Raw genomic sequence first — 12,179 nt, 5'->3', positions numbered from 1 at the left:
ACCTGTACAGGAACACACTATGGCAACGTTTAAGGCAAAAGACGGCACGCAGATTTACTACAAAGACTGTGGCGCGGGTAAACCGGTTCTCTTCAGCCACGGCTGGCCGCTGGACGGCGACATGTGGGACAGCCAGCTGAACTACCTGGCCGAGCGCGGCTTCCGTGCCATCGCCTTTGACCGTCGCGGGTTTGGCCGCTCGGATCAGCCGTGGAACGGTTACGACTACGACACCTTTGCGTCCGACATCAATGACCTGATCACCACCCTGGATCTGCGCGACGTGACGCTGGTGGGCTTCTCCATGGGCGGCGGCGACGTGACCCGTTACATCAATAACTACGGCAGCTCACGCGTCGCCGGTCTGGCGCTGCTGGGCGCGGTCACGCCGATCTTCGGTAAATCCGACTCCTTCCCGCAAGGTGTAGATCAAAGCGTATTCGACGGCATTCGCGACGGACTGCGTAAAGATCGCGCCCAGTTCATCAGCGACTTCGCCACCCCGTTCTACGGTATCAACGCCGGACAAACCGTTTCTGCCGGTGCCGTGACCCAGACGCTGAACATTGCCCTGCTGGCATCGCTGAAAGGCACCATCGACTGCGTGACCGCGTTCGGCGAAACCGACTTCCGCCCGGATATGGCGAAAATCGACGTGCCGACGCTGGTGATTCACGGCAGTAACGACCAGATCGTGCCGTTTGAAAGCACCGGCAAGCTGGCGGCGGAGATGATCAAAAACGCCACGCTGAAGGTGTACGACAACGCGCCGCACGGCTTTGCGCTGACCCACCAGGACCAGCTCAACGAAGATCTGCTGGCGTTTGTGAAGTCGCTGTAATGTCATATGAGGGCATGTCGTTCCGGCATGCCCTTATAGATCACTGTTTTAGGTAGTTATTCACTAAGGCTTACAATCCCGTAAAATTCAGTCGCCAGGTTACTGAAGCCTGAAATTTTACTGGAGAGCATATGGACGCAGTTGAGCAAGACGTCAGATTCGCATGGGCAGACTTCTATCAGGCATTTGCCTCTCAGCTACTGACCTGGCGAAATCGAAGAGAGGAGCTGGTGGCGGGTATTCACCGCATTGCTGCTGAGATTGGCAGTATGTCACACCTGCAGGACAAGCCCGCTAATGGCGCTCCCCATCCTTTGAAAGACATTTGTCCTTTCACCACTATGGGTTTATTTAATCGCTCGCTTACCGTTACCAACCGAAGAAATATCGCAGCCAGCCTGGCAAAACTGATAGGCGTTAGCGAACCGGTTCCTGAGTCGTTCGACGGTATTCCGCTTCTGAACAATCAGAAGTCATGGTTCTTTGGCTATGAGAAATCACGTAAGCCTGAAGACATCGATACGCTGTGGGAAATGTTTTCTCAGGCAATCTCCTTCGCCGACACCCCAAACGCCGATCCCACGGACTTCCTGTTTTCTTATGACGCCGCATCTAACGTGCGCAATGTTGGCTGGAACCTGACGATGGGATTGTACTGGCTACGCCCCTGGTTCTACCCTACGCTGGATAGCCAGTCTCAGTACTACATCCAGAAAGTCCTGAATATTAAAATCATTAAAAAAGGTGCCAAAGGGCGCTGCAGCGGACACAACTACCAGACCGTAGCGCTGGCGCTCAAAAAGGCCTTTACCCAGCCAAACTATCCGGTTCACTCCTTCCCTGAACTCTCCCTGGCGGCATGGAATATCGATTTACATCAGTCAAATGATGAAGTCGAGCGGCTGACATGGAAAGCGTATTTGCTTAATAAAATCAAACTACTGTGCCTGAAAAAAGACAGCCCATATTTCTCCTTGAGGGAGTTAAAAGAGGCTTATCTGGATGAGATTAAGGCGGATTATCCCAATAACAATACGGTTGAATCGTCCATTTCATATTATCTGCAAAAACTACGTGATGATGATGAACTGGAGTTTCAGACCCCCGGCAACTATGAATACCTCAACTTCGATAAAGGTGAATTCCAGAGCATCACCGAGGAAACGGTTGAAGAGAACGTGCCAGCGGAAATCCCCCATAAGCCTTACGCGATAAGCAATTTGATCGATGAGGGCTGCTTTTTAGAAGAGGAAAAAATCCAACTCATCCTTCAGCGGTTACAGGCCAAAAAAAACCTTATCCTGCAGGGCCCGCCGGGAACCGGTAAAACCTGGCTTGCCCGCCGCCTGGCGTATTGCCTTATGGGCGAGGAAACCTCTAAGCGCATCAGCGCGGTGCAGTTCCACCCCACCCTCTCCTACGAAGACTTTATTCGCGGCTGGCGTCCTAACAATGAAGGACGTTTGGCATTGGTAGACGGGCCTTTTCTCCATGCGATCGACAAAGCAGTAAACGATCCGACAACTAAGTACGTGGTCATTATTGAGGAAATTAACCGGGGTAATCCTGCGCAAATTTTTGGCGAGACGCTGACGCTGATGGAGGCGGATAAACGCACGCCGAATGAGGCGCTTGAGCTCTCATACCGATCTGATATGGATGAAAAAACCTACATTCCTGAGAATCTGTACATCATCGGGACGATGAATATCGCTGACCGCTCGCTTGCCCTGCTCGACCTTGCATTACGGCGCCGCTTTGCTTTTATTGATCTTAAGCCCGAGTTTAACGACGCGTGGAAAAAATGGGTTAACCAACGGTTTAATGTGAGCGTGGAAACATTAGCCCTAATCGAATCCCAAATAACTGCGTTAAATGAAAAATTGTCCAGGGATGCGGCCCTGGGGCCACAGTTTTGTATCGGGCATAGCTATGTTACCCCACCAGCGGGGTTGAAGATTGACGACGGTATGGCCTGGTACAAGCAGGTTGTCGAAACCGAAATCTGTCCTTTGCTTGCCGAATACTGGTTCGATGCGCCGGAGAAAGTCCTGGATGCCAGAAAGGAACTCCTCAGCGTATGACCGATCTTGATGAACGTGGCGATACGCAGGCTCGGGCAGCCGTATTGCGCATTCCTTTGCGCAATATCTGGCTATTGATGCTGTATGCCTCTAGTCTGTTTCGCCATCACGGGCGCAGCATGGTTGCCGCTGAAAACAACCCGGAGGAAATCCCGGCGCTGGTGGCCAGGATCCTGCTTCACGAAGTAGAGCAGCGGCTGTTAAGGCATTTAAGTATGGGATACCAAACTCGCCGCGCCACGCTAAACAGGGTAAGGGGACGCATTGATGTTCTGCGCACAACCAGTCGACAATTGCTTGAGCGGGCACAGGTAGCCTGTCAGTTTCAGGAAATGACGCTGGATACTCCCCGTAATCGCTATGTTCGTTCTGCGTTAGAGCACCTTGTCCCGCTACTCAGCGACGGCGCGCTGGCTGCGCAATGTCGCGCAATGGCAATCAATTTGCGTCGTCGAGGTATCGAAGGCGGTATGCCGAGCAAAGGTGAACTGCCATCAATCGCGCGCTTTGGTCGCCATGATGCGGCGGATAAAGCCATGGTAGATGCCGCGCAGCTGGCATTTGAATTATGGCTACCAACCCAAACTGCGGGGCAAAAACTATTGCCAACGCCGTCTGATGACCCTTACTGGATGCGTAAGCTGTTCGAGAAAAGTATGGCGGGTTTCTATCACGTCCACCTTCCCAAAAAAGACTGGACAGTCGCTGCCGGAAAAGAGTTGAAATGGAGATTAACGTCTCAAAGTGCAGGTAGCGAAAGTATTTTCCCAACCATGAACTCAGACATCATTCTTGAGCACAGGCAACCTGCACAGCGCATCATCATCGACACTAAATTCAATAACATTCTGATTAAAGGCTGGTATCGTGATCGGAGCTTGCGCAGCGGTTATATCTACCAGATGTATACCTATCTGCGCACGCAGGAGAATCGAACAGACCCGCTATCTCTCCGTTCGGCTGGATTATTACTTCATCCAGCCGTCAACGTAATGCTCTCCGAATTCGTTGAGGTACAGGGGCATAAAATCCACTTTGCCACCGTTGATTTAGCAGCAGATGCCGTCATAATGACTCAGCAATTATTGAAATTAGCCCATGATTGCTGTGGGATAGCTGACGTGAATTAAGTTCTAAAGTGGACGCCTGCATGACAGGCGCCCACCTGGATTAGTTCGCCGGTGCCGGGCGCTCCAGCCGCTCATTTTCCGCACGGCTATTTTTTAAATGATGCCGACGCTCTGCCAGCAGCCGACAAATCTCCGCATGCTTCTCCTCGGTAAAGGTAAAGCGCGACATAAAGCCCATTCGGATCGCTGACCCCATCGCCGGCAGCAGGCAAATCCCAAAGAACAGCCCCTCCAACACGCCTTCACTCTGGATCTGCGCCTGCGGCACGTAGCCTATCATCGTCAGAAACACGCCGATCAACCCGCCGCCCACCGCCACCGACATCTTGCCGGTAAAGGTCTGCCCGGAGAAGGTGATCGCCGCGCAGCGCTTGTGGGTGTGGTACTCCGCGTACTCGATGGTGTCGGCAATCATCGACGAGGTGAGGATGTTGGTCATCATCACAAACAGGGTGCTCAGGCCGAGCAGGATAAACAGCATCGTCACCTGCTGATACCCGACAAACCACATCACCACGCGCACCGCCACGTCCAGCCCGCAGAGGATCATAAACAGCTTCCGCTTCTGCATCCGGCGCGTCAGCGTCGGGGCGACCAGGCACAGCACTGCCGCGACAATCCCCATCACGCCAATCGCCATCTGCAGGCTGCCGTCGCCCAGGTTGTTGATAAAGAAGTAGATATACAGCCCGCCCGCCACGTTATGGAACACGCAGAAGAAGAACGACAGCAGGACGATAAACAGCGGCTTGTTCTGACGCAGGTTGTAGAAGGTATCGCGGATGGTCACCTTTTCCGGGCTCGGCGGCACGCGCTCTTTGATCTGCATAAAGCCGTTAAGCATCAGCGGCAGCCCCACCAGCATCATCACCAGCGCCGCCATAAAGTAGCCTTTGTCGTTGCTGTACTGGGCGAAGAACGCCGCCAGCTTCGGGAAGAAGATATTAGCGCAGGCAATCCCGGCGTTCACCCCGAGCATCGCCGCCGTCACCGCGCGGGTGCGCTGGGCGGAGTCGTTGGTCATCACCGACGACATCGACCAGAACGGAATATCGGAGATGGCATACAGCGTCCCCCACAGGATGTAGGTCACCCCGGCGTAGAGGATTTTGGTGGTCATGTCCGCTTCAATTTTATAGAACGACAGCAGCGTGACGCCGGTAATCAACAAAGGGGCGATCAGCAAAAAGTGGCGAAACTTGCCGAACCGGCTGTTAATGGTGTCCATAATGCTGGCAAACAGCGGATCGTGAACCGCGTCCCACGCGCGGGCAATCAGGAAAATGGTGCTCGCCGCCAGCGCCGAAATGCCCAGCACGTCGGTGTAAAAATAGTTAATAAACGAACCCACTAAACCAAAGCTAAAACACTGACCTAAACCATAACCAAAATAAGACCACAACTCGCGAGACGGTATTTTCATTGTCATTGCCATTGTTATATGCCTGCCTGGTTGCCCGGCGGTGGACCGCCGGGTCGATATTATTAGTCCTGCGCCTTCGGGGCGATCTTACGCAGCTGCTGCATCAGGGCGATTTCACGGCGTGAGAACGGAATGCCGTTCTCCTCAAACACGTCGTGGAACCAGAGGCGGCAGTAGTCCGTGGACTCCTTCATCACCACCGGCCACGGCAGCCACGTCTGGGTTTTGCCGCGCACCAGCCCCCACTGGTAGGGCGCGACCTTCGCCGCATACATCAGCGGGAGCTGCTCTTCGATGGTGCTGCCCACGTGGCGCGCCAGCCATTCGGTGCAGAACAGCGGACGACCGAGCGTTTGCAGCTGCTGGATAATCGCCGTCATGCGCCCAGTATGGGTGTAGGCGTGGAAGCTCACCACGTCCGAGAGCGCCAGCGCTGTCTGGTCCAGCGGATGCTGGAAGAACGTTTCGCCCTCCTCTTCCGGCGGCAGACGCCAGGCGCAGACGGTGAGCGGCTGGGTCGGGTTCTCCTCACGCACCCACCGGAACGCCAGCTTCATCAGTTCATGGGCGCAGATCTCCAGCTTCGCGTCGTACTGCACCTCCTGCGTGCCCGTCGCGAAAATGCCGCGGTTACCCGGCTCGTTGTAGAGATCCCACAGCAGCACGCGCTTGTCCGCGCGGAACTGGCGGACAACGTCGCGGATATAGCGCTCAATCTGCTGCCAGCAGTCGGGATCGCACACCTTATCCCGCCCCGGGCTCGCCGCCGCCTGGCTGTTGTGCTTGCCCGGTACGGGCGGCTTTTGCGGGCCGAGGTACGGCTCATCGCCGGAGAAGCCGCAGTCGTCCATCAGGGTCAGCATGGTGCTGAACCCGCGGCCGTCGGCAATGGTCAAAAACCGGTCGATGCGCGCCATCAGCCCGTCGCGGTCATGCTCCCAGACGATAAACGGCAGGTTGATGCGCAGGGTGTTGTAGCCCGCCTCCGCCGCCCAGCCCAGTTCGCGGTCGATGGTCTCGGCATCGAAGGTCTCTTCCTGCCAGATATCGGTCCAGTTCACCGCCGTCGACGGCAAATAGTTAAACCCGCACAGCCAGCCTTTTTGCTCATACCACGCCTGTGCCTGCTCCCTGCTCCACTGCTCTTTCATTACGCGTCCTCTTACTGATAATATTTAGCTAATAAATATTAGTTGCGGGATAAATGCGCAAATCACGGCACGCCGAAAAGCGACGGCCTTCACAAAGTTCGCGCTTCGATGAATGAGAAACGTGATCGCCGGCGCGTAAGCGCGCGGTTAGGGTATGATGCGAATTCGCGAAAGGGAGAGGACGGATGAAGCGAAAACCGAAAGTGACGATGAACGATATTGCGCGGGCGGCAGGGGTGTCGCAGGCGACGGTATCGCTGGTGCTTAACCAGTCCCGCAACATCAAGCTCAGCGACGACACCCGCCAGCGGGTGATTGGTGTCGCCACCGAGCTCGGCTACGACCGCCTCCCCGCCGTTCACGCCCCGCGCAACCAGGAAGAGATCGCCCTGCTGGTCAGCTCCGTTCAGAGCTTCGACCCGTTTATCGACGCCATCAGCCAGGCGCGGGAAGCGGCGTGGCGCAACGAGACCCTGCTCACCGTCTACGACTACGGCGACGACATCGAGCTGGCGCTGAACATCATCCGCCAGCTGGAGAAGCGCAACTGCATCGGGATTATTCTCGCGTCTCCGGTCACCACGCTGGTGGACATGACGGCTTTCCAGGACTGCACCCGCATCCCGCTGGTGCTGCTCAACCAGCGCGACCCCGGCTCGCCGCTGCTGCCGTCGTTTATTCCGGACGACTACGCCAATGCTTTTCAGGTCACTAAACACCTGATTGCCTGCGGGGCGACGCGCATCGCCCACATTACCGGGGAGAGCTGGATGGAGGCCTCCCGCCAGCGTCTCGCGGGCTACCAGGCGGCATTACAGCAGGCCGGACTCGCGTGTGACGACTGCCTGGTGCGCCAGACCAACTGGCAGTTCAGCGAGTCCTTTACCGCCACCACGTCCCTGCTGGAACTGGCCGAGCGCCCGGACGCCATCTTCTGCGCCAGCGACTGGCTGGCGATTGGCTGCTATCAGGCGCTGGCGGTGAACGGCGTGCGCATCCCGCAGGACATGCTGCTGGCGGGCTACGACGACCAGAAGATCTCCGAGCAGCTCACTCCGCCGCTGACCAGTATCCAGCTGCCCTACAGCGAGCTGGGACGGCTGGCGGTGGAGTACCTGTGCAATCAGGAAGATGCCGCCACGCACGTGACGCTGGCGGGCAGGCTGAAGGTGCGCGCCTCAAGCCTCGTCTGAGGTAAACACCATGCCCGCATAGGGCTTCTCGCGACACGCCGCCAGCCGCGCGGCGAGGCTGCCCACGTGCAGCTCCAGCTTGTGCCCGTCCGGGTCGAGAAAATAGAACGATGCCCCCTCGCTTTTGTTCTGCTTCCAGACGGTGACGCCCGCCTGCTCCAGCTTATTCGAGAACGGTTCAAAATCCGCCTCCGCCACTGTAAACGCGTAGTGGGTGTAGTCGCTCTCCTGCGGCGGCACATACTGGCGCGCCTCGTCGTAAGACAGGCAGACCCACAGATCGCCGCAGGTGAGATAAGCCCCAGTATTCCAGCGGGCGTGGAGCGTCAGCCCCAGCAGCTCGTGCCAGAAGGTGATGCTTTTTTGCAGGTCGCTGACCGCGAGGGTCAGGTGGTTAAGTGATTGCAGCATAATGTGCCCTTTTGTTTTTCGCGCCGGACGTGATACGGTAAAGAGATGAACATAAACCACGCCGTGCTCACCGTAAACCGCTGGTGGCTGCCTTCTTAAAGGCGGCTCGGAGTTGTTTTCCCCATTTTCAGATAGCCGCCGAAAGGCGGCTTTCTCACATCTAAGACCCCTTTCGGCAACTGCACATTAAGGAGTCTTTATGAACGCACCAACCATCCTCACCGGCGACCGCCCAACCGGCCCGCTGCACCTCGGCCACTTCGTCGGATCGCTGCGCCAGCGCGTGGCGCTCCAGCAGACTCACAGCCAGTTTGTGCTGATTGCCGACCTGCAGGGGCTGACCGACAACGGCAGCAACCCGCAAAAAATCCGCGACAACATCCCCGAAGTGCTGGCCGACTACCTCGCCGCGGGCATCGACCCGAACCTGACCACGATCTGCCTGCAGTCCGCCCTGCCCGCCCTCGCCGAGCTGACGATGCTGTATATGAACATCGTCACCGTCGCCCGCGTGGAGCGTAACCCGACGGTGAAAAACGAGATTGCGCAGAAGGGCTTCGCCCGCTCGCTGCCGGTCGGGTTTATGGCCTACCCCATCAGCCAGGCGGCGGACATCACGGCGTTTAAGGCCGAGTGCGTACCCGTCGGCGACGACCAGCTGCCGATGATTGAGCAGACCAACGAGATTGTGCACAAGATGAACAGCCTGCTGCCCGCCCCGGTACTGCGCCACTGCAAGGCGATGCTGAGCGACACCAGCCGCCTGCCCGGCATCGACGGCAGCGCCAAGATGTCGAAATCGCTGGGCAACACGCTGCACCTTTCGGCCAGCGAAGAGACCATTCACCGTGCGGTGAGCGCGATGTACACCGACCCGAACCACCTGCAGGTTAGCGACCCCGGGCAGATTGAAGGGAACGTGGTGTTTACTTACCTCGACGCATTTCATCCGGACAAGGCGAAAGTGGCGGCGATGAAGGCGCACTATCAGGCGGGCGGGTTGGGTGACCGGGCGTGTAAGAACGAGCTGGAGGGGTGTTTGCAGGAGCTGATTGCGCCGATGCGGGAGCGGAGGGCGAGGTATATGCAGGATAAAGGCGAGCTGATGGCGATGCTGAAGCGCGGGACGGAACGGGCGCAGGGGGTGACGCAAGTGACGTTGAGGGAGGTGAAGGTTGGGCTGGGGGTGCCGGTGTTTAATTAAAGTCGATATAGCGGTGGAGTGCGGGAGATTAGCCTGAAGCCGCTAACTTGATAACTACGGAACTCAGCGAGGCGCAATAAATTCTGAAATGCATTATTAGCCAATGTCGTTTGTCATTCTTTTGAGAGCGCTATATTCATAGACTCTTTATATTTCAAACGCCGCGGCAACTGTTATGAGTAAGTTTATTATTTACATTCTGAATATATTATTTTGTGGTTATGTACTGGCTACATGCCTCATTTCTTTGGTTAGTTTTGATAACTGAGAGGACCGTACAATCGCAATAACAATCATATTAGGAAGTGCACAGCTTATTACGACATTACTTAATCGGGTACTGCCTAATAAGTTACATATTTTAGAGGGGATAGCTGAACTGGTAGAGGGTCCGCTATTAGTGATTGGAGCAATTATGTGTCTGGATGTGTTTGAACCCTGGCCTATGAAGATTATTGGAATGTTTGCGTGGGTTATTTTTATGATGTTTCGACCATCATTTACGAAAATGAATAAAGAATGATATTCTCTGCCCGCACAAACGAAAAGCTGGCGGGCAAGTTCAAGATAGCATCAAGCAGCGGAACCCGATGTTGGACGTTCGTTCCACGCGTCGTGCGCTAACAAGTTACCGTCCTTGTATAAATGGGTAATCTTCTCATAATTAAACGCCACTTCCTCCATATGCCCCGTCCCCGGACAGCCTCGGGTGTCGTACATTACTGGACTCACAGAAATGACCTTAACATTCTCGAGCGTGATTCGGTAATACTCCTCCTCCTGCCCGGAATAGTTAATATGGTAAAACCTGAATTCTGCCGTTTTAAGGGTCTGACCCGTTGCTGCCGCCTTGAACAGATAGGGCGAAGAGCTGTCCAGCTCCTTGGTAAACTGAAACGGCGAATGTTGGCGAGTGCCAGTGACCTTTCCCGTTGCCGAGTCGGTTGGCAGGCTGAGGTTATGTTGTAATCCTCTTAGCTCAATACTTCCTTCCCTTTGTGCAACGTCACAAGAACCACAAATCATTGTGCCGCCGTCATTGGTTAAAAAAAGATGTACAGGTACGGCCATTCCATTGCTCCTTGCGTTTCAGTCGTATAACCATTTGCCCGCTTTTGCGGATTCGATAAGCATTCCAATAGTGAAATCTGGAACCATCACCACCGGGAATTTTTTGAATGGATTCCATGAAAAAGGCTCATCAGGGTAGTAGGTGTTTATGTTAAAATTCCCTCTATCAATATCAAATTCTTTAAAAAATTCTTCCATTAAATCTTCTGCTTCAGTGACATCAAGCTGCATGTCAGTATCCAAATCGGTTTTTGCATTCAGTAGTTTTTGCTTCGCTTCGTTATTCATCAGATAAACGCCGTTATAGCGCCTAGCTAAGGCAAAGATGCGCTGTTCAATATCCTCTACCATAGTTTGTCAGTGCCCCGTGCGATTCGATTATAATCACGTATAGCAGCATAGGTGATTAGTGATACATCAGCGACTAATATCACTATGCCTATTAACGGTATTGTCCTGCCAACAAACGCACTCACTTTCGATACCATTCGACACTTTACTGTCCACGGAGTGCACCCACCAACCCAGGTAGGCAGCTTAATGCCATAAGGAAATTTCGCCTGTTTGAAATAGTTCCTCATGGCTTTCGAGGCTCGGGACGTTCCTTCCGTAGCTCCCGCGGGTTTCTTTCTAGTCGTTTGATTATTAGCACCACTGTATAACGCGGCAATTCCGGCGACATCGTCAATACCAAAATGATCGGCAATTGACTCACAGTAAATCATAAAGAAAAGTCCTGCCGCGGTAAGATTGGTTCTGCCAGCATAAAAATACGTTCCATTTAGTTCTTCTGTTGTGTCCATAGTTCATTCCATTGAGTTGCTCCAGGAAGAATCATAAATGTTGGACAATAATTAAATTGAGATCTCCAACATACTTCTGAAAATCCTCTTTATATAACCACAATGATAAAAACACAGCCATAACATTCAGTTCAATAATGTTATTGAAAAAAAGATTACGCCTTCCACTAATTTAAACACCCTCGATTCAGGATCAAGGGTGTTCCACTGCGTTATTGTTTTGCCTGCCCTATATTACGCTTAACTACCGGGATATCACCTGTATCATTCAGCGCCCCCGGAAACGTCTTCAACCACTGCGCGACTTTCTGCTTATTTATATTCACCACACTCATACCTTCCAGGCATCCCCATAATTCTCTTGTATGCTGTGGTGTAATCACAATGCAGTCTTTCATGGCGCGGATTTTTACGGGCATACCGTTGATAAAGCCTGCACGGTTTAACCAGTCGCCGCCCAGAAGAAGATATTTCATGTCTATGCGTGCATAAAGTTCGCAGCAGGCGGCACTGTCTTGCGGCGTTTCCGCGCGGGGATGGACGGGGGCCGCGTTTGGCTGGTTGCCGTGAAGACGGCGGGCGCTGTTTTTGCTTACCAGCTCGCGGTTTTCAATCATGCCGGTGAAAGCGTCTGATTCTGTTTTGCAAACAGTAAACTCTGGCTTAAAATTCGTCGCAGCCATTTTCAACTCCTTTTCAGTTGTTTGTGGTTAGCGGTATGGGGGTGTTGCAGCACCTTCATATCGCGAATTCCTCGTTTAAATTTCTTTGATACTTCCTTTCGCCGATTGGCGTAATTTCTGGTGCTTATTATACGGGGCTGAATATAAATACAGCGGTTTGGCGTGGGGTAAATTTGGAATTTGCG

12 protein-coding genes are annotated in these 12,179 nt (G+C 54.0%); 5 read left to right on the top strand and 7 right to left on the bottom strand.

Annotation, left to right across the window (positions count from 1 at the left end; genetic code table 11):
* Nucleotides 1-19 precede the first annotated feature (19 nt).
* From G0034_RS02720 to mcrC, 3 genes are all read left to right on the top strand, one after another.
* Entirely contained in the window at nt 20-841 is an 822-nt protein-coding gene (locus G0034_RS02720; RefSeq protein WP_179120492.1) for an alpha/beta fold hydrolase, read from the top strand.
* Nucleotides 842-972: 131 nt separating this feature from the next.
* A complete protein-coding gene (locus G0034_RS02715; RefSeq protein WP_179120491.1) occupies nt 973-2,925 on the top strand; it encodes an AAA family ATPase in 1,953 nt (650 codons plus the stop codon).
* Complete coding sequence (gene mcrC / locus G0034_RS02710; protein ID WP_179120490.1) at nt 2,922-4,055, top strand: 5-methylcytosine-specific restriction endonuclease system specificity protein McrC; 1,134 nt, start codon at nt 2,922-2,924, stop codon at nt 4,053-4,055. The genes G0034_RS02715 and mcrC overlap by 4 nt, the downstream gene beginning before the upstream one ends.
* 40 nt (nt 4,056-4,095) lie before the next feature.
* Here the strand turns inward: mcrC and G0034_RS02705 are convergent, their stop codons facing one another.
* The gene (locus G0034_RS02705) at nt 4,096-5,490 is read right to left on the bottom strand and encodes an MFS transporter (RefSeq protein WP_179120489.1); all 1,395 of its coding nucleotides are present in this window, start codon (nt 5,488-5,490) and stop codon (nt 4,096-4,098) included.
* A 50-nt stretch (nt 5,491-5,540) separates the two neighbouring features.
* Nucleotides 5,541-6,629 (bottom strand): cellulase family glycosylhydrolase, encoded by a 1,089-nt coding sequence (locus G0034_RS02700; protein WP_179120488.1) that lies wholly within the window; start codon nt 6,627-6,629, stop codon nt 5,541-5,543.
* 185 nt (nt 6,630-6,814) lie between these two features.
* On the opposite strand from G0034_RS02700, the gene G0034_RS02695 reads away from it, so the two are divergent.
* Entirely contained in the window at nt 6,815-7,822 is a 1,008-nt protein-coding gene (locus G0034_RS02695) for a LacI family DNA-binding transcriptional regulator (protein ID WP_179120487.1), read from the top strand.
* On the opposite strand, the gene fosA is transcribed toward G0034_RS02695, so the two are convergent.
* On the bottom strand, nt 7,808-8,233 hold the full coding sequence (gene fosA, locus G0034_RS02690; protein WP_032637598.1) for a FosA/FosA2 family fosfomycin resistance glutathione transferase: 426 nt from the start codon (nt 8,231-8,233) through the stop codon (nt 7,808-7,810). The genes G0034_RS02695 and fosA overlap by 15 nt on opposite strands.
* Before the next feature lie 199 nt (nt 8,234-8,432).
* Here fosA and trpS point away from each other — a divergent pair, with 199 nt between their 5' ends.
* Nucleotides 8,433-9,437: a tryptophan--tRNA ligase gene (trpS, locus tag G0034_RS02685; protein ID WP_179120486.1), complete on the top strand. Its 1,005-nt coding sequence runs from the start codon at nt 8,433-8,435 to the stop codon at nt 9,435-9,437.
* 573 nt (nt 9,438-10,010) lie between these two features.
* On the opposite strand, the gene G0034_RS02680 is transcribed toward trpS, so the two are convergent.
* The 4 genes from G0034_RS02680 to G0034_RS02670 all read right to left on the bottom strand — a co-directional run bounded on the left by G0034_RS02680 (nt 10,011) and on the right by G0034_RS02670 (nt 11,994).
* The gene (locus tag G0034_RS02680; protein ID WP_023315311.1) at nt 10,011-10,508 is read right to left on the bottom strand and encodes an Hcp family type VI secretion system effector; all 498 of its coding nucleotides are present in this window, start codon (nt 10,506-10,508) and stop codon (nt 10,011-10,013) included.
* Between the two features lie 18 nt (nt 10,509-10,526).
* Nucleotides 10,527-10,859 (bottom strand): DUF1493 family protein, encoded by a 333-nt coding sequence (locus tag G0034_RS02675; protein ID WP_179120485.1) that lies wholly within the window; start codon nt 10,857-10,859, stop codon nt 10,527-10,529.
* Nucleotides 10,853-11,311, bottom strand: coding sequence for an STM2901 family protein (locus tag G0034_RS23250; RefSeq protein ID WP_286079232.1), 459 nt, complete (start codon nt 11,309-11,311; stop codon nt 10,853-10,855). The genes G0034_RS02675 and G0034_RS23250 overlap by 7 nt, the downstream gene beginning before the upstream one ends.
* Before the next feature lie 212 nt (nt 11,312-11,523).
* Nucleotides 11,524-11,994, bottom strand: coding sequence for a SymE family type I addiction module toxin (locus G0034_RS02670; RefSeq protein WP_179121305.1), 471 nt, complete (start codon nt 11,992-11,994; stop codon nt 11,524-11,526).
* Nucleotides 11,995-12,179: the final 185 nt, after the last annotated feature.

Origin of the sequence: Enterobacter sp. T2, from assembly GCF_010692925.1 — a bacterium.
Classification (GTDB): Bacteria; Pseudomonadota; Gammaproteobacteria; order Enterobacterales; family Enterobacteriaceae; genus Enterobacter; species Enterobacter kobei.
The sequence above is the reverse complement of the archived record's forward strand: the minus strand, read 5'-3'. Positions and strand labels throughout refer to the sequence as shown.